Below are 16,104 nucleotides of genomic sequence, written 5' to 3'. Positions count from 1 at the left end.
TCGAGCGGGGCGCGACGAAAGAGGGCGGCCACGCGGCGGTCCGGGTGTCTAGGGTCGGCGCGTGGATGTGAAGGCGAAGGCGCGGGCGGGCTGGGACTGGCTCAAGGGGCCCGACCCCTGGACGCGGCGGATGCTGGCCGGGGATCTGGCCCTCGTCGTCGTGATGGGCGTGCTCGGTCTGGGCGTCGAGGAACTCGACAAGGGCTCCGGGCAGCGGATGGTGCTGTCCGTGCTCGTCGTGGCGGCGCTGACGCTGCTGCGCCGGCGGCTGCCGGGGACGACGCTCGTGGCCGGTTCGGCGGCCGGCGCGGTACTGCCCGGGGCGTTCCTGGTGACGGTGCTGCTGGGCTGGTCGGCGGGGCGCCGGATCGTGGGGGTGGGCCGGGCGCTGACCGCGTTCACACTGGCCTTCCTCGCGGCGGTGGGTCTGAGCGTGTTGGACCAGTGGTCGCAGATGCGACCGCTGCTGGTGCTCGTCTTCTCCACGCTGATGTTCCTGGTCGTCACGTTGATGCCGGGTCTGGCCAGCCGGTACTGGTCGCAGCGCCGGACGCTGCTGCGCGCGCTGCAGGAGCGCAACGGCCAACTGCTGCGCGAGCGTGCCATGGTCGCCGGTCAGGCGCGGCTGCGTGAGCGGCAGCGCATCGCGCAGGACATGCACGACAGCCTGGGGCACCAGCTGGCGCTGATCTCCGTGCACACGGGCGCGCTGGAGGTGGATCCGAAGCTGACCGACCGCCAGCGCGAGGCGGTGGGGGTGCTGCGGCAGGCCTCGGTGGCGGCGATGCACGAACTGCGCGAGGTCGTCGGGATCCTGCGGGACGGGGTGGAGGCTCCGCTGCCCGTGGAGGAGGCAGCCCAGCCCGCGGCGCGCGGGGTGGCCGGGATCGAGGGCGTCGTGGAGGCCGCGCGGATCGCGGGTACGGACGTACGGCTGACCAGGTCGGGGCAGCCCAGGCCGCTGGTCGCGGCCTGCGACCACGCGGCGTACCGGATCGTGCAGGAGGCGCTGACGAACGCGTACAAGCACGCTCCCGGGGCCCCGATCACGGTGGAACTGCGCTACGAGGACGACTCGTTGGTGGTGGAGATCGCCAACGGGCCCGCCACCGGACCGGGGGCCGGCGACGTGGTGTCGGGCGGGCAGGGGCTGACCGGGCTGCGGGAACGGGCGCGGCTGGTCGGCGGGATGGTGCACGCGGGCCCGGCCGAGGGCGGCGGGTTCCGGGTGGCCGGGGTGCTGCCCTACGGGGCGGGGCCTGCCGGGGTCGAGGAGGAGTCGGCGGCCGGGGGCGGGGAGGTCGCCGACGACTTCGGGCAGCAGGCGCAGGCGCGTGGGCTGTGGGGGGCGCGGGCTCCCAAGAGCGTGCCGCCGATGGACTGGGACGCGGTGGACCGGGAGTTGGCCGTGAAGGTGCGCAGCCGGTCCGGGGGCGTCGCCATGGGGTGCGGGATCGCGGTGGCGGCGTTGGTGCTGCTGGTGATCGTGTTCGGCGTCGGGCTGGCGTTCCTGGTGGGCTCGGCGAACCAGGCGATGATCGACCGGGCGGAGTTCGACGCGGTCAAGATGGGTGAGTCCGAGGAGGCGGTACGGGGCCGGATGCCCGACGGCGGCAACCTGCTGACGCAGGGGTTGGACCGCAAGGGGCCGCCGCGGCCGGAGGGTTCGAGCTGTCTGACGCTGCTGTCGACCGAGCCACAGGAGAACTTGACCACCGACACTGTTTTCCGGTTCTGCTTCAAGGACGGCAAGCTCGTGGACAAGCAGGTCTACGAGGTCAAGCAGTAGGAGCGCGGGTGACAGCCGAAGTGATCAGAGTGGTGATCGCCGACGACGAGCCGCTGATCCGGGCCGGGATCAGGATGATCCTCACCTCGGCACCGGACATCGAGGTCGTTGCGGAGGCGGCGAACGGTCGGGAGGCGGTGGAGCTGGCCCGTTCGCACATGCCGGACGTGGTGCTCCTGGACATCCAGATGCCGGTGCTGGACGGGCTGACCGCGCTGGGCGAGCTGCGGCGGGCCGTGCCGCAGGTGAGGGCGCTGATCCTGACGACCTTCGGGGAGAAGGAGAACGTGCTGCGGGCGCTGGGCCAGGGCGGTGCGGGTTTCCTGCTGAAGGACTCGGCGCCGGGCGAGCTGATCGGCGCGGTGCGGGCGGCCGCGGCCGGGGACGCGTACCTCTCGCCGGCGGCGACCCGGCACGTGGTGGACCAGTTGGCGTCGGGGAAGGCCGCCGTGCGCGGCGAGGAGGCCCGGCGGCAGGTCGCGGAACTGAGCGAACGGGAGCGCGGGGTGCTGGCGCTGCTGGGGGAGGGTCTGTCGAACGCGGACGCGGGCCGTCGGCTGCACATGAGCGAGGCGACCGTGAAGACGTACGTGAGCCGGATCCTGGCGAAGCTGGGGTGCGAGAACCGGGTGCAGGCGGCGCTGCTGGCCAGGGACGCCGGGCTGTAGATACGGTTCAGCCCGTTCGGAAAGCGATCAATGCACGGGTGATGGGTGGGGGCGGCGCGAATGGCTGCGGTTTCGACGGTTGCCGGTCAGCGGATACCGGTGGTGGCGGGCTTCGGGCCGAAGGTGGCCGCGGGCTCTCCCAAGGAGGAGGGCAAGGCGCTGCGCGGCCGTGTGCCGAGGTCGGCGCACGCCCGCTTCGAGGCTCCCTCCGGGCGGCCGGACGCCGTGCGGGCGGTGGAGGAGTCCAACGCCGGGCGGGTCGCCGAGCTGACCCCGATACGGGTCGGCCGGATGGCCGCGAACCCCTTCGCCTTCCTGCGCGGGGCGGCCGGGCTGATGGCGCACGACCTGTCCGGCGGGGTCGTGACCGGCATCGGCACGCAGCTGTGCGGGGACGCGCACGCGGCGAACTTCGGCCTGTACGGGGATGCGCGCGGGCGGCTCGTCATCGACCTGAACGACTTCGACGAGACCGTCTTCGGTCCGTGGGAGTGGGACGTGAAGCGCCTGGCGAGCTCGCTGGTGCTGGCCGGGCGGGTGGCCGGCGCGGACGAGGACACCTGCCGGGCGGCCGCGCTGGACGCGGTGGGCGCGTACCGGCGGACCATGCGGCTGCTGGCCAAGCTGCCGGCGCTGGACTCGTGGAACGCCATCGCGGACGAGGAACTCGTCTCGCACACCGATGCCCGTGATCTGCTGGGCACGCTGGAGCGGGTCTCCGAGAAGGCCCGCAACAACACCTCGGCCCGGTTCGCGGCCAAGTCGACGGAGATCGGCCCCGACGGCGGTCGCCGCTTCGTGGACGCGCTGCCGGTGCTGCGCCGGGTCGGGGACGGGGAGGCGGCGGCCGTGGCGGCCTCGCTGGGCCCGTACCTGAGCACGCTCCAGGGGGACCGGCTGCCGCTGCTGGCCCGCTACGCGATCCACGACGTGGCGTTCCGGGTGGTGGGGACCGGGAGCGTGGGCACGCGTTCGTACGTGGTGCTGCTGCTGGACCACCGGGGCGAGCCGCTGGTGCTCCAGGTGAAGGAGGCGCGGCCGTCGGTGCTGCTTCCACACCTGCCGGCCGGTTTCGAGGCGGCGCCGGTGGAGCACGAGGGGCGCCGAGTGGTGGCCGGACAGAAGCGCATGCAGGTGGTCTCCGACATCATGCTCGGGTGGACCACGGTGGAGGGCCGGCCGTTCCAGGTGCGGCAGTTCCGCAACCGCAAGGGCAGCGTGGACCCGGCGGCGCTGTCCGCCGACCAGATCGACGACTACGGGCGGATGACGGGGGCGCTGCTGGCCCGGGCGCACGCGCACAGTGCCGATCCGCGGCTGCTGGCCGGGTACTGCGGCAAGAACGACGAGCTGGACGAGGCGATCGCCACCTTCGCGGTGGCCTACGCGGACCGTTCGGAGGCCGACCACGCGGATCTGGTGGCGGCGATACGGAGCGGTCGGATCGCGGCGGAGATGGGCGTCTGACGGGGCGCCCCACCGGGCGCCTCGCGGGGGGCCCGGTGGGGTGCCCCGCGACGGGCCGGGCGGGTCTGGGCGGGGCCCTGCGGGGCGGGTGTGGGTGGGGTGGTGTTTCACGTGAAACATCGCCGTAGGCTGGCCGGGTGAGTGAGCACACCGAGCAGCCTGAGCAGACCGCCGACGAGCGGCCCGACGAGCGGCCCGAGGCGCGGCTGGAGCGGGCCGTACGGGCCGCCGAGCAGGCGCTGATCGAGTTCGAGATCGCGGTGGAGACCTTCCGGGTGGAGGTGGAGAACTTCTCCCGCCTCCACCACCAGAAGCTCGGCCCGATGTACACGCGGCTCGACGAACTGGACGCGCTGATCGCCGAGGCGAAGGCGGCCCGCACCGGGGATCCCGAGGATCTGAGGCGGGCGCGGGACGCGCGTTCGCTGGTCATGCCGATGCCCGGGGTGGACGAGCTGTTCCACGACTGGATGGGCTCGGAAGGCATCTCCGACGACGCGGGCGCGATGCTCACCGATCAGCCCGTGCGGCCGCCGCAGCGGGTGCGGCCGACGGAGGAGGTCCGGCGCCTGTACCGCGAGCTGGTCCGTCAGGCCCACCCGGACCTCGCCCAGGACGAGGCCGAGCGGGAGCGGCGCGACGCGTTCATCGCCCGGGTCAATGCCGCGTACGGGCGGGGCGAGGAGGCGGTGCTGCGCGAGCTGGCCGAGGAATGGGCGGCCGGGCCCGCGGTCGCCCCGCCGGCTCCGAGCGAGAGCGAGGAGCTGTACGCGCGGCTGGAGTGGCTCTCGCAGCGCAAGGAGCTGCTGGCGCTGGTGGCCAAGGAGCTGGAGGACAGTGCGATCGGGTCCATGCTGAGGATGGCCCCGGACGACCCGGACCGTCTGCTGGAGGAGATCGCGGAGCAGCTGCTCGCGCAGGTCTCCGAGCGGGAGGCCGAGCTCGCCGCGCTGGCCTCCTGAGGCCGTGTGCGGGGTCGCTGCGCTGGCCGCCGCCATCGTGCCGGGCCGCTGCGCCAAGCGGCCCGGGCTGCGCCCGGCTCCTGGGGCTCCGCCCCAGACCCCGCGCCTCAAACGCCGGCGGGGCTGGATTTGCCCCAGACCCCGCGCCTCAAACGCCGGCGGGGCTGGATTGCCCCTGCGCGGGGCCTCGAATGCCGGCGGGGCTGGATTTGCCCCTGCGTGGGGCCTCGAATGCGGGCGGGGCTGGATTTGCCCTCGAACGCGGGCGGGGCTGGAGGGGTGGGGTGTCGGATAGGTTGGGAGTCGTATCTGTGATGAGAGAAGGCGACGTATGAACTTCGGACCGCTTCCCTCGGTGGACGCTGCCTCGGTGCCCGCCGAAGGCTTTGTCCTGGACGTCCGCGAGGACGACGAATGGGCGGCCGGGCACGTCGATGGTGCGCTGCACATCCCGATGAGCGACTTCGTGGCCCGTTTCGGCGAGCTGACGGAGGCCGTCGAGGACGGCCGCCGGGTGCACGTGATGTGCCGGGTGGGCGGGCGTTCCGCCCAGGTCACCCAGTACCTGGTGCGTCAGGAGATCGACGCCGTGAACATCGACGGCGGAATGCAGGCCTGGGAGCGTGCCGGGCGCCCGATGGTGACGGACAGCGGGAACCCGGCCTTCGTGCTGTAGGGGTTTCCGTCACGCGAGGGGATGGGCGGCCAGTAGGTCGCCCAGGGCCTCCTCGTGCGCTGCGGCCGGGCCGAGCTGGAGTTCCAGCTGCTTGGCCCACGCGTGGTAGCGGTGCAGCGGGTAGTCGGTGTCGGCGCCGAAGCCGCCGTGCAGGTGCTGGGCGGTCTGCACGACCCTGCGCACGCCCTCCGAGGCCCAGATCTTGGCCACCGCGACGTCACCGGCGCTCGGCAGCGGTCCGCCCGCGCCCGCCGTGGCCGCGTCGAGCCGCCAGGCGGCCTGCCAGAGGGTGACCTCCATGGCGCGCAGGTCGATGTAGCGGTCCGCGGCCTGGACGGCGACGGCCTGGAAGGTGGCCACCGGGAAGCCGAACTGCTCGCGCTTGCCGGTGTACTGGCTGGTCATCGTCAGGACGGCCTCGCCGAGTCCGAGGGCGAGGGCGCAGGTCCCGGTGGCCAGGAGCCGGCGCAGTGCCTCCCAGGCGCCGGGGGTGTCGATGAGGTGCGTGGCGGCCACCCGTACGCCGTCCAGGGCGAGTTCGGCGAACCGTTCCCCGTTGGTGGAGACCTGCTCGGCGAGCGCGAGGCCGCAGGCGGTCCGGGCGACGAGCGCGAGGACGGCGTCGCCTTCGCCGGTGTGGGCCGGTACGGCGATCCAATCGGCACCCTGCGCCCAGGGGACGGCGGTCTGGGTGCCGTCCAGGACCCACTCGGAGCCTTCCCGGCGGGTGGTGACGGCGAGTTCGGCCGGGTCGTGGCCGGAGCGGCCGTGCGCGGCGACGGTCAGGACGAGCGTGCCGTTCCCGGCGCCGGGCAGCAGGGCGGCCGCGAGTTCGGGGCTGCCGTGGGCCTGGACGGCCATGGCGGTGGCGCAGTGCTCCAGCAGCGGCACCCGGGCCAGTACCTTCGCCGCCTCGCGCAGCACGAGGCACAGGGCGATGGCGTCCAGACCGGCGCCGCCGTGTTCCTCGGCGAGGACCAGGCTCAGCAGGTCGGATCCGGCGAGCCTGGCCCACAGCGGCCGGTCGAAGTCGTCGGCGACGGCCCCGGGGGTGAGCGCGGGGCTGGGCACGCCGTCGGCCGCAACGTCCGCGAACACGGCCCTGGCCGCTTCGACGGCCGCCTGCTGCTCCTCGGTGAAGGTGAAGTCCACTGCCTGTCCTCCCGTGCGCGCACCGGATCCGTTCTGTCTGACGGTGCGTCAAGATAGAACACGTTCCTGTAAATGGACAGGGCCCTGGCAGCGGCACGGGAGGCCGGGAGCGTGGAGCCTCAGCGGTCGAAGTCGATCTCCACTTCCTCGGTCACCGCGTGCGACTGGCAGGCCAGGACGAAACCGGCCTCCGTCTCCTCCGACTCCAGCGCGAAGTTCCGCTCCATCGTGACCTCGCCCGACACCACGAAGGCCCGGCAGGTGCCGCAGACTCCGCCCTTGCAGGCGTACGGGGCGTCCGCGCGGTTGCGGAGCACCGCGTCGAGGAGGGATTCGCCCTCCTGGACCGGCCAGGTGCCGGAGCGGCCGTCGAGGCGGGCGGTGACCCGCACGTGGGAGGCGGCGGGAGCCGTAGTGCGGACCTGGGGCGCGGTGTCCTCGACGTGGAAGATCTCCTCGTGCACCCGGGTCCGGGCGACGCCGAGCGCGGCCAGGGCCCGCTCCGCGCCCTGAACCAGCCCGTACGGGCCGCACAGGAACCAGCCCGTCACCTCGGCCACCGGCAGCAGCGCGGGCAGCAGGCCGGCCAGGCGCTCCTCGTCGAGCCGGCCGGACGGCAGCCCGGCCTCCTGCTCCTCGCGGGAGAGGACCGTGACCAGCTGGAAGCGGGAGGGGTAGCGGTCCTTCAGGTCGGCGACCTCCTCCAGGAACATCGTCGACGCCGCGGTGCGGTCGCTGCGGACCAGGCAGAAACGGGCGTCGGGCCGCGCGGCCAGCAGGGAGGCGGCGATCGACAGCACCGGCGTGATGCCGCTGCCGCCCACGACCGCCGCGTAGTGCGCCGCGGCCGGGGCCGCGGCCGGGTCCAGCACGAACCGGCCGGCCGGGACCATCACGTCCAGCACGTCCCCGGCGCCGATCTCCTTGTGCGCGAACGTGGAGAACTCGCCGCCCTCCACCAGCCGCACCCCGACCCGCAGCAGCTCCGGCCCGGGGCCGTCCGGCGCCGGGGCGGGGGAGCAGATCGAGTAGGTGCGCCGGACCTCGGTGCCTCCCTCGGGGGCGGTGCGGCGCAGGGTCAGGTGCTGGCCGGGGGCGTGCCGGTAGTCCTCGCGCAGTTCCCCGGGAACCCGCAGGGTCAGGGCCACCGAGTCGTCGGTGAGCCGGTCGACTGCCGCCACCGTCAGCGGGTGGAACGCGCCGTGGCGGGGTGCGGCCATCTACAGCTCCTTGAAGTGGTCGAACGGTTCGCGGCAGGCCACGCAGCGGCGCAGCGCCTTGCACGCGGTGGAGGAGAACCGGCTGAGCAGCTCGGTGTCGGTCGATCCGCAGTTCGGGCAGCGGACGGACAGGGTGAGCGGGACCGGCCCCCCGGCCGCGTGCGGCCGGGGCGGGGCGATGCCGAACTCGGCGAGCTTGCGGCGGCCCTCGGCGCTGATGTCGTCGGTGGACCAGGCGGGGGAGAGCACCGTGGTCACCCGCACCTCGGGTATGCCGTGACCGGTCAGGGCCCGCTCGATGTCGGCGGACATGGCCTCGATGGCCGGGCAGCCGGTGTAGGTGGGGGTGAGGGTGACCTCGGCGTGGCCGTCCTCGTGCATCCGCACGCCGCGCACCACGCCGAGCTCCCCGAGGGTGAGCACGGGCAGTTCGGGATCCGGCACGGACCCGGCCAGGGCTGCCAGCTCGGCCTCCAGGCGGCTCGTCCCGGTGTCGGCCCCGGTGTCGGTTCCCGTGACCGCCCGGGTCACCACGACGCCCCCGGATGGCTGCGGTGCAGGTGCTGCATCTCGGCGAGCATCCGGCCGAAGGGCTCGGTGTGCAGGCCCTGGCGTCCGGCGCCGGCCGCCCAGGCCCCGGTGCGCGGCCCCTCGGGCAGCGCGAGCCCGGCCCGCTCCAGCACGCCGCCGACCGCCACCAGCCAGCGCTGCTCCAGGGCGGCCCAGTCCACGCCGTCGAGCCCCTCCACCGGCTGGAACATCTCCCCGGTGAACTTCCACAGCGCGCCCAGCGCGGTCCGCATGCGGGCGTGGCTCTCCTCGGTGCCGTCGCCCAGGCGCAGGGTCCACTGCTCGGCGTGGTCCCGGTGGTACGCGGTCTCCTTGACGGCCTTGGCCGCCAGCGGCGCGAACGGGCCGTCCCCGCGCGCCAGTTCCCCGTACAGCTCGTGCTGGTGGAAGGAGAAGAAGAGCTGGCGGACGATGGTGTGGGCGAAGTCGCCGTTCGGCTGCTCGACCAGCTGGAGGTTGCGGAAGGAGCGCTCCTCGCGCAGGAACGCCAGCTCGTCCTCGTCGCCCGCCATGGAGAGCAGGATGCGGGCCTGGCCCAGCAGGTCGAGGGCGATGTTGGCGAGCGCGACCTCCTCCTCCAGGACGGGGGCGTGCCCGGCCCATTCGCCGAGGCGGTGGGAGAGGATCAGCGCGTCGTCACCCAGGGCGAGGGCAGCCGACATCGTGACATCGGTGCTGGTCACAGGTGGCTCACCCCCTCCGGGATGTCGTAGAAGGTGGGGTGCCGGTACGGCTTGTCGGCGGACGGCGCGAAGAAGGGGTCGCGCTCGTCGGGCGAGGAGGCGGTTATCTCCGTGGAGGGCACCACCCAGATGGAGACGCCTTCGCTGCGCCGGGTGTACAGGTCGCGGGCGTTGCGCAGGGCCATTTCCGCGTCGGGGGCGTGCAGGCTTCCGGCGTGCGTGTGCGAGAGGCCGCGGCGCGAGCGCACGAACACCTCCCACAGGGGCCAGTTCTGCGTCATACCCGTGCCTCCACGTCGTTCTGTGCGTGCTCTGCGTTCTGTGCGTGCTCTGCGGCGGTCTTCGCCGTCTGCTTGCGCGCGTACGCCGCGGCGGCGTCGCGCACCCAGGCGCCTTCCTCGTGGGCCGCGCGCCGCTGGCCGAGCCGCTGCTCGTTGCAGGGGCCGTTGCCCTTGAGGACGTCCCAGAACTCGGCCCAGTCGATGGCGCCGAAGTCGTGGTGACCGCGCTCCTCGTTCCACTTCAGGTCCGGGTCGGGCAGCGTCAGGCCCAGGGCCTCCGCCTGCGGGACGGCGATGTCCACGAACCGCTGGCGCAGCTCGTCGTTGGAGTGCCTCTTGATCCGCCAGGCCATCGACTGCGCCGAGTGCGAGGACTCGTCGTCCGGCGGGCCGAACATCATCAGCGACGGCCACCACCAGCGGTCCACCGCGTCCTGCGCCATCGCGTGCTGGGCCTCGGTGCCCTTGGACAGGGCCATGAGGAGCTCGAAGCCCTGGCGCTGGTGGAAGGACTCCTCCTTGCAGATCCGGACCATGGCGCGGGCGTAGGGCCCGTACGAGCAGCGGCAGATCGGCACCTGGTTGGTGATCGCGGCGCCGTCCACGAGCCAGCCGATGGCGCCGACGTCCGCCCAGGTCAGGGTGGGGTAGTTGAAGATCGAGGAGTACTTCTGCTTGCCCGCGTGGAGCATGTCGAGCAGCTCGTCGCGGCTGGTGCCGAGGGTTTCGGCGGCGCTGTAGAGGTACAGCCCGTGGCCGGCCTCGTCCTGGACCTTGGCCATCAGGATGGCCTTGCGGCGCAGCGAGGGGGCGCGGGTGATCCAGTTCGCCTCGGGCTGCATGCCGATGATCTCGGAGTGGGCGTGCTGCGCCATCTGGCGGACCAGGGTCTTGCGGTACGCCTCCGGCATCCAGTCGCGCGGTTCCACGCGCTCTTCCGCCGCCACGGCCGCGTCGAACGCCGCCGCGAGCTGCGCGGTCATGCCCGGATCTGTTTCCGGGGTCACTGCCACCATCCCGGCCCCTCGTCAGTGTCTGATCTGCCAGTGCCTGCCGCCCGACCGACCGATCGTTCGGTTCATGCTCTTCAATGGTGAGACGGCGGCCCGTAGGGTGTCAACCTCTGTGGTCAACCTCTGTGGCCGACGCTGTGGACGCCGGACGATCGGGGCGGGATGGATTCGTACGAGCACGAGAGCGCCGAAGGGGCCGCCGAGCCACCCGATCCGGCGCCTCGGCGGGCGCCCGGGATCGCCGGTCTCTCCCCCCGCTTCCGTGTCGTCGCCGCCCTCGCCCTGGGGGTCGTGGCGGTGGCCGCCTGCGCGCACCTCGCGCTGGTCTTCCTGCACGTCGCCCCGTCCAACACGCTGAGCAAGCGGCACGCGGGGACGGTCGACGACTGGATCTATCCCGAGTTCGAGCAGAACTGGAAGCTCTTCGCGCCCAACCCGCTCCAGCAGAACATCGCCGTGCAGGTGCGCGCCCAGGTGCGCACCGACGGCGGGGACCTCGTCACCACCGACTGGCGCGACCTGAGCGCCGAGGACGGCGCGGCCATCCGGCACAGCCTGCTGCCGAGCCACACCGAGCAGAACGAGCTGCGCAGGGCCTGGGACTTCTTCACCGGCTCCCACGACGACGACGACGACCGGCCGAACGGCGAGCGCGGCGAGCTGTCCGAGCAGTACCTGCGGCGGATCGCGGTGGACCGGCTGACGCCGGAGCTCGTGGACCGCGCGGGCGGACGCCTGCTGCGGGTCCAGCTGCGCTCGGCGACGACGGCGGTGGCCGCGCCGAAGTGGAGCGACGAGACCACCGACACCCAGACGTACTACCGGGAGCTGCCGTGGTGGACCGTGTGAGAGCCGGTCTGGCGAGGGGGCTGGAACAGGTCACCGGGAGGGCGCTCGGCCCGTACCAGAGCGCCGTCGTACGCATCGGCTTCGCCGGGACCTGGCTGTTCTTCCTGCTGCGGGAGTTCCCGAACCGGGGCGAGCTCTACGGGCCGGACGGGCCGTGGAGCTGGGCGCTCGCGGAGCGGCTGACGACCTCCAACGGGGCGTTCAGCGTGCTGATGTGGTCCGGCTCGACGGTGTGGTTCGAGATCGTCTACGCGGTCGCGGTGCTGGCGAGCGCCGGGCTGCTGCTGGGCTGGCGGACACGGGCCATGTCGGTGCTTTTCATGGTCGGAGTGCTGTCGCTGCAGAACCGCAGCGTCTTCATGGGCGACGGCGGGGACAACGTCATCCACCTGATGGCGATCTACCTGGTGCTGACCCGGTGCGCGCAGGTGTGGTCGCTGGACGCGCGGCGGGCCCGGCGCGGGGCGGCCTCCGCGGGCGCTGCCGGGCCGGTGCTGTGGGGCGTGCTGGGGGCGGTGTACGCGTACGGGGCGGTCACCGGTCGGTTCGGCGCGGGCTGGCTGGCGGCGTTCGCGGCGGTGTGGGTGATGTGCGGGCTGTGGTGGCTGGTGGACCGCTACGAGCCGGAGGGGGAGGGCCGGGCCGTCCTGGACGTGCTGGCCAACCTGCTGCACAACGCGGGGATGCTGGTGATCATGGCGGAGGTCTGCCTGATCTACGCGACGGCGGGCTGGTACAAGATCCAGGGCTCGCGGTGGCAGGACGGCACGGCCCTGTACTACCCGCTGGGGCTGGACTACTTCACGCCGTGGCCGGGGCTGTCGGCGCTGCTGGCGGGCAGCGGGACGGCGGTGATGCTGCTGACGTACGGGACGGTGGCGGCGCAGGTGGCGTTCCCGTTCACACTGTTCAACCGGCGGATCAAGAACGTGCTGCTCGGCGTGATGATGCTGGAGCACGCGGGGATCGCGGTGCTGCTGGGGCTGCCCTTCTTTTCCCTGGCGATGATCGCCGCCGACGCGGTGTTCCTGCCGACGGGGTTCCTGGTGTGGGTGGGCGCGCGGGTGGCCGTGCGGCGGGCGGTGTCGGCCGAGCCGGCGCTCGCTCCTGCGGAGCCGGCCCCGAGCACGAGCGGCGGCTGACCGGTCCGGGCCCTGCGGGGCTGGGTCCCCCACCCGCCCTTCCACCGTTCCCCGGGGCTCCGCCCCGGCCCCCGCGCCTCAATCGCCGGCGAGGCTGGATTTTGCCGCTGCGCGGCAATTCCAGCCCGCGCGGCGTTTGAGCGCACGGGCGCGCAGCGCCCGGAACGGGTCCGGGCGGAGCCCGGGGAACGGTGGAAGGGCGGGTGCGGGACAGGCCCCGCGCAGCGGCCGGCACCAGGCCGGGCCAAGGCGGCGGCCCCGCGCAGCGGGCGGTACCGGGCCGGGGCGTACGGGCGGTACCGGGCCGGGCCGTAGGGTCGGTACCGGGCCGGGCCGTAGGGTCGGGGGTATGAGCGATGTGCAGGGGGACGAGGCGGCCGTGCGGGAGTGGCGGGAGGCCGCCGGGGACGACGGGCTCGTGCTGCTCGACGGGTTCCACGCGCTGAAGCACGCCCTGCGGTTCGGCGCCGACGTGCGGATGGTCGTGGCCGACGAGCCGGACGCCGTACGGGCACTGGCCCGCGAGCTGGCTCCCGATGTCGAGGCCGATGTGGCGCGGCTGGTGCGCGGGGCCGCCCTCAAGACGCTGCTGCCCCGCGTGCACCCCACCGGGGTCGCAGCGCTCGCCGTGCGGCCCGACCGGGCCCGGGGGCTCGCCGGGCTGGGGCGGATGCCGCGGCCCGCGCCGGTCGTCGTGCTCGACAACCCGCGCAACCTCGGCAACGTCGGCGCGGTCGTCCGCCTCGCGGCCGGCTTCGGCGCCACCGGCGTCGTGACCCGGGGCGACCTCGACCCCTGGCACCCGAACGTGGTCCGGGCCGGAGCCGGGCTGCACTACGCCACCACGGTGGAGCGGATCACGCTGGACACGCTGCCGCCCGGGCCGCTCTACGCCCTCGACCCCGAGGGAGAGTACATCCGTTCCCTCACCCTCCCGGACGACGCCCTGCTCGCCTTCGGCTCGGAACGCCACGGCATCTCGCCCGAGCTGCGCGCCCGCGCCGATCACCTGGTGTCCCTGCCGATGCGGCCGCAGGTCTCCAGCTACAACCTGGCGACGAGCGTCGCGATGACCCTGTTCCACTGGGGCGGCCCCCGGGAGACCGGGCAGGAAGTCGTTCAGTAGTTCGTTCAGCGGACATTCAAGGGACGTCCACGGCTCCCCCGCATCGTGGTCGTGTCGTGAAGCCGCCGTCCGCGAGGGGGATCCCGCCATGGCCACCGCAACGATCACCGGGAACGTCGTCAACGTCGCAGTGGAGGGAACCTGGCCGCTCCGGCTGGACATGTCCCTGCAGCGTCACTCCTACCGCCACTGCGGCAGCAGTCCGGCCGCCGTGGCGCTCAACAGCCTCTTCCACGCGTCGGTCGCCGACGCGACGATCCTCGCCGAGGCCGTGGAGGTGGGCGACTTCGTCGAAGGGCTGCTGCGCAAGTCGAGCGGCAGGTGGGCCGAACTGTTCGGCAAGGACCTGACGGTCCGGTCCGGCCGCACCTACCTGGTCGACAACAGCGCCCTCAACCCCAACGGCTCGCCCAACCACTTCTTCATCACGGGCGGCACCGGGGTCTGGGCGAGGATCTCCCAGGCCGACTACCTGGCCGCCCGGGACCTGCGCCGCGTCGAGGACGAGATCTCCGCCCGCCGCCTGCGGGGCGACACCTACGACTACGTGGACCCGAAGGCGCTCCACGCGAAGTCGCAGGAGCCCGGTGGCGCCGACAACCCGGTGGTGCGGGCCGTGAACGCGGCGCGCGTCAGCCTCGCCGCCGGCTCCCGCGACCAGGCGCCGCTCATCGCGGCGTCGGGCCGGGCGGACCTGGTCACCCTCGTCCGCGGCTGAGCGGAGGAACGTACTGCCGGGTCCCGGGCCGTGCGCGTCGCACGGCCCGGGACGCGGGCGCTCAGGCCTGTCGGCGGACCTCCACCACGCGGAAGCGGTTCGAGACGAACGCGCCGTCGCAGAGCGCCGCGTTGGCCGCCGGGTTGCCGCCCGAGCCGTGGAAGTCCGAGAAGGCCGCGGTCTGGTTGACGTAGACCCCGCCGGTCAGGTTCAGGGAGAGCTGCGCGGACTCCTCCAGGCAGACCTCCTCGATCGCCCGCTCGGTGTCCTCGGAGGTGGTGTAGGCGCCGACCGTCATGGCGCCCTTCTCCCGCACCGTGCGGCGCAGCAGGTCGAGGGCGTCCGCCGTGGAGTCCACCGCGACCGCGAAGGAGACCGGGCCGAAGCACTCCGACAGGTAGGGGGCCTCCGGGTCCGGCTTGGCGGCGTCGAGCTTGACCATCACCGGGGTGCGGACCACGGCGCCCGGGAACTCGGGGTTCACGACCTCGCGGGAGGGCAGCGCGACCTCACCGAGGGCGGCCGCGGCCTCCAGGCGGGCCTTGACGTCCGGGTTGACCAGCGCGCCGAGCAGGGCGTTGGCCCGGGCGTCGTCGCCCAGCAGGCCACCGACGGAGGCGGCGAGGTCCGCGACCACCTCGTCGTACGTCTTGTGGCCGGCGTCGGTGTCGATGCCGTCGCGCGGGATCAGCAGGTTCTGCGGGGTGGTGCACATCTGGCCGCTGTACAGGGACAGCGCGAAGGCCAGGTTGGACAGCATGCCCTTGTAGTTGTCGGTCGAGTCGATGACGACGGTGTTGACGCCCGCCTTCTCCGTGTAGACCTGCGCCTGACGGGCGTTGGCCTCCAGCCAGTCGCCGAACTCCGTCGAGCCCGTGTAGTCGATCAGCTTGATCTCGGGGCGGACGGCCAGGGTCTTGGCGATGCCCTCGCCCGGGCGCTCGACGGCGAGCGCGACCAGGTTCGGGTCGAAGCCGTTCTCGGCGAGGACCTCGCGGGCCACCTTGACCGTGAGGGCCAGCGGGAGGACGGCGCGCGGGTGCGGCTTGACCAGCACCGCGTTGCCCGTTGCCAGGGAGGCGAACAGGCCCGGGTAGCCGTTCCAGGTCGGGAAGGTGTTGCAGCCGATCATCAGGGAGATGCCCCGGGGGACCGCGGTGAAGGTCTTGCCGAGCTCCAGCGGCTCCTTCTTGCCCTGCGGCTTCGACCAGTCGGCCTGCGCGGGGACCCGCGTCTGCTCCTCGTACGCGTAGGCCACCGCCTCCAGGCCGCGGTCCTGCGCGTGGGGGCCGCCCGCCTGGAAGGCCATCATGAAGGCCTGGCCGCTGGTGTGCATGACCGCGTGCGCGAACTCGTGGGTGCGGGCGGAGATGCGCGAAAGGATCTCGATGCAGACCAGGGCGCGCGCCTCGGGGCCCGCGTCGCGCCAGGCGCCCATGCCGGCCTTCATCGCGGGCAGCAGTACGTCGATGTCCGCGTGCGGGTACTCCACGCCGAGCTCCGGGCCGTACGGGGAGACCTCGCCGCCCGTCCAGCCGTCGGTGCCGGGCTGGTCCAGCTCGAACCGGGTGCCGCTCAGCGCCTGGAACGCGGCGAGCCCGTCGGCGGGGGCGGTCTCTCCGTACGCCTTGGGGTGCTCGGGGTGCGGGGACCAGTAGGCGCGGCTGCGGATCGCGGACAGGGCCTGGTCCAGGGTGGGCCGGTGCCGGTCGGAGAGCGCGGACAGCTGGGGGACGGTGAGCTCGGCGGCCATCAGGGACCAACTCCTCGTTGAGCCGGGCGAAGGTG

16 protein-coding genes are annotated in these 16,104 nt (G+C 73.2%); 9 read left to right on the top strand and 7 right to left on the bottom strand.

What is annotated here, in order from left to right:
- Positions 1–61 precede the first annotated feature (61 nt).
- From ACIQ5Y_RS05090 to ACIQ5Y_RS05070, 5 genes are all read left to right on the top strand, one after another.
- On the top strand, positions 62–1,789 hold the full coding sequence (locus ACIQ5Y_RS05090) for a sensor histidine kinase (protein WP_403875083.1): 1,728 nt from the start codon (positions 62–64) through the stop codon (positions 1,787–1,789).
- An 8-nt stretch (positions 1,790–1,797) separates the two neighbouring features.
- On the top strand, positions 1,798–2,457 hold the full coding sequence (locus tag ACIQ5Y_RS05085; protein WP_403875081.1) for a response regulator: 660 nt from the start codon (positions 1,798–1,800) through the stop codon (positions 2,455–2,457).
- A gap of 60 nt (positions 2,458–2,517) precedes the next feature.
- Positions 2,518–3,924, top strand: a complete 1,407-nt coding sequence (locus tag ACIQ5Y_RS05080; RefSeq protein ID WP_403875079.1) for a DUF2252 domain-containing protein — start codon at positions 2,518–2,520, stop codon at positions 3,922–3,924.
- Between the two features lie 137 nt (positions 3,925–4,061).
- On the top strand, positions 4,062–4,886 hold the full coding sequence (locus ACIQ5Y_RS05075) for a J domain-containing protein (RefSeq protein WP_403875077.1): 825 nt from the start codon (positions 4,062–4,064) through the stop codon (positions 4,884–4,886).
- 331 nt (positions 4,887–5,217) lie between these two features.
- Positions 5,218–5,562 (top strand): rhodanese-like domain-containing protein, encoded by a 345-nt coding sequence (locus tag ACIQ5Y_RS05070; protein ID WP_403875075.1) that lies wholly within the window; start codon positions 5,218–5,220, stop codon positions 5,560–5,562.
- A gap of 9 nt (positions 5,563–5,571) precedes the next feature.
- On the opposite strand, the gene ACIQ5Y_RS05065 is transcribed toward ACIQ5Y_RS05070, so the two are convergent.
- The 6 genes from ACIQ5Y_RS05065 to paaA all read right to left on the bottom strand — a co-directional run bounded on the left by ACIQ5Y_RS05065 (position 5,572) and on the right by paaA (position 10,484).
- Positions 5,572–6,714 carry an acyl-CoA dehydrogenase family protein gene (locus tag ACIQ5Y_RS05065; protein WP_403875073.1) on the bottom strand — a complete coding sequence of 381 codons (1,143 nt, stop codon included), beginning with the start codon at positions 6,712–6,714 and terminating at the stop codon, positions 5,572–5,574.
- A gap of 119 nt (positions 6,715–6,833) precedes the next feature.
- Complete coding sequence (locus tag ACIQ5Y_RS05060) at positions 6,834–7,934, bottom strand: 2Fe-2S iron-sulfur cluster-binding protein (RefSeq protein ID WP_403875071.1); 1,101 nt, start codon at positions 7,932–7,934, stop codon at positions 6,834–6,836.
- Positions 7,935–8,465, bottom strand: coding sequence for a 1,2-phenylacetyl-CoA epoxidase subunit PaaD (gene paaD / locus ACIQ5Y_RS05055; protein ID WP_403875069.1), 531 nt, complete (start codon positions 8,463–8,465; stop codon positions 7,935–7,937).
- A complete protein-coding gene (paaC, locus tag ACIQ5Y_RS05050; protein WP_403875692.1) occupies positions 8,462–9,166 on the bottom strand; it encodes a 1,2-phenylacetyl-CoA epoxidase subunit PaaC in 705 nt (234 codons plus the stop codon). The genes paaD and paaC overlap by 4 nt, the downstream gene beginning before the upstream one ends.
- 17 nt (positions 9,167–9,183) lie before the next feature.
- Positions 9,184–9,468: a 1,2-phenylacetyl-CoA epoxidase subunit PaaB gene (gene paaB, locus ACIQ5Y_RS05045; RefSeq protein ID WP_384757985.1), complete on the bottom strand. Its 285-nt coding sequence runs from the start codon at positions 9,466–9,468 to the stop codon at positions 9,184–9,186.
- Positions 9,465–10,484 carry a 1,2-phenylacetyl-CoA epoxidase subunit PaaA gene (gene paaA, locus ACIQ5Y_RS05040; protein WP_403875067.1) on the bottom strand — a complete coding sequence of 340 codons (1,020 nt, stop codon included), beginning with the start codon at positions 10,482–10,484 and terminating at the stop codon, positions 9,465–9,467. Before paaA ends, paaB begins: the two co-directional genes overlap by 4 nt.
- Before the next feature lie 159 nt (positions 10,485–10,643).
- Here paaA and ACIQ5Y_RS05035 point away from each other — a divergent pair, with 159 nt between their 5' ends.
- The 4 genes from ACIQ5Y_RS05035 (at position 10,644) to ACIQ5Y_RS05020 (ending at position 14,316) form a co-directional block, all read left to right on the top strand.
- On the top strand, positions 10,644–11,330 hold the full coding sequence (locus ACIQ5Y_RS05035) for a DUF5819 family protein (protein WP_403875065.1): 687 nt from the start codon (positions 10,644–10,646) through the stop codon (positions 11,328–11,330).
- On the top strand, positions 11,318–12,472 hold the full coding sequence (locus tag ACIQ5Y_RS05030) for an HTTM domain-containing protein (protein ID WP_403875063.1): 1,155 nt from the start codon (positions 11,318–11,320) through the stop codon (positions 12,470–12,472). Before ACIQ5Y_RS05035 ends, ACIQ5Y_RS05030 begins: the two co-directional genes overlap by 13 nt.
- Before the next feature lie 349 nt (positions 12,473–12,821).
- Entirely contained in the window at positions 12,822–13,598 is a 777-nt protein-coding gene (locus tag ACIQ5Y_RS05025; RefSeq protein WP_403875061.1) for a TrmH family RNA methyltransferase, read from the top strand.
- Positions 13,599–13,686: 88 nt separating this feature from the next.
- Positions 13,687–14,316 carry a hypothetical protein gene (locus ACIQ5Y_RS05020; protein ID WP_403875059.1) on the top strand — a complete coding sequence of 210 codons (630 nt, stop codon included), beginning with the start codon at positions 13,687–13,689 and terminating at the stop codon, positions 14,314–14,316.
- A 61-nt stretch (positions 14,317–14,377) separates the two neighbouring features.
- On the opposite strand, the gene paaN is transcribed toward ACIQ5Y_RS05020, so the two are convergent.
- Complete coding sequence (gene paaN, locus ACIQ5Y_RS05015; RefSeq protein ID WP_403875057.1) at positions 14,378–16,069, bottom strand: phenylacetic acid degradation protein PaaN; 1,692 nt, start codon at positions 16,067–16,069, stop codon at positions 14,378–14,380.
- Positions 16,070–16,104: the final 35 nt, after the last annotated feature.

Source organism: Streptomyces sp. NPDC096339 (assembly GCF_044762985.1).
Classification (GTDB): domain Bacteria; phylum Actinomycetota; class Actinomycetes; order Streptomycetales; family Streptomycetaceae; genus Streptomyces.
Note: the sequence above shows the minus strand (reverse complement) of the source record. Positions and strands in the feature narration are given on the sequence as shown.

Excerpts from the sequence above, each read along its gene's own strand:
- paaA (WP_403875067.1), bottom strand. The coding sequence starts at position 10,484 with ATGGTGGCAGTGACCCCGGAAACAGATCCGGGCATGACCGCGCAGCTC.
- ACIQ5Y_RS05070 (WP_403875075.1), top strand. The coding sequence starts at position 5,218 with ATGAACTTCGGACCGCTTCCCTCGGTGGACGCTGCCTCGGTGCCCGCC.
- paaN (WP_403875057.1), bottom strand. The coding sequence starts at position 16,069 with ATGGCCGCCGAGCTCACCGTCCCCCAGCTGTCCGCGCTCTCCGACCGG.
- ACIQ5Y_RS05035 (WP_403875065.1), top strand. The coding sequence starts at position 10,644 with ATGGATTCGTACGAGCACGAGAGCGCCGAAGGGGCCGCCGAGCCACCC.
- ACIQ5Y_RS05080 (WP_403875079.1), top strand. The coding sequence starts at position 2,518 with ATGGCTGCGGTTTCGACGGTTGCCGGTCAGCGGATACCGGTGGTGGCG.
- paaB (WP_384757985.1), bottom strand. The coding sequence starts at position 9,468 with ATGACGCAGAACTGGCCCCTGTGGGAGGTGTTCGTGCGCTCGCGCCGC.
- paaC (WP_403875692.1), bottom strand. The coding sequence starts at position 9,166 with ATGTCGGCTGCCCTCGCCCTGGGTGACGACGCGCTGATCCTCTCCCAC.
- ACIQ5Y_RS05025 (WP_403875061.1), top strand. The coding sequence starts at position 12,822 with ATGAGCGATGTGCAGGGGGACGAGGCGGCCGTGCGGGAGTGGCGGGAG.
- ACIQ5Y_RS05060 (WP_403875071.1), bottom strand. The coding sequence starts at position 7,934 with ATGGCCGCACCCCGCCACGGCGCGTTCCACCCGCTGACGGTGGCGGCA.
- ACIQ5Y_RS05020 (WP_403875059.1), top strand. The coding sequence starts at position 13,687 with ATGGCCACCGCAACGATCACCGGGAACGTCGTCAACGTCGCAGTGGAG.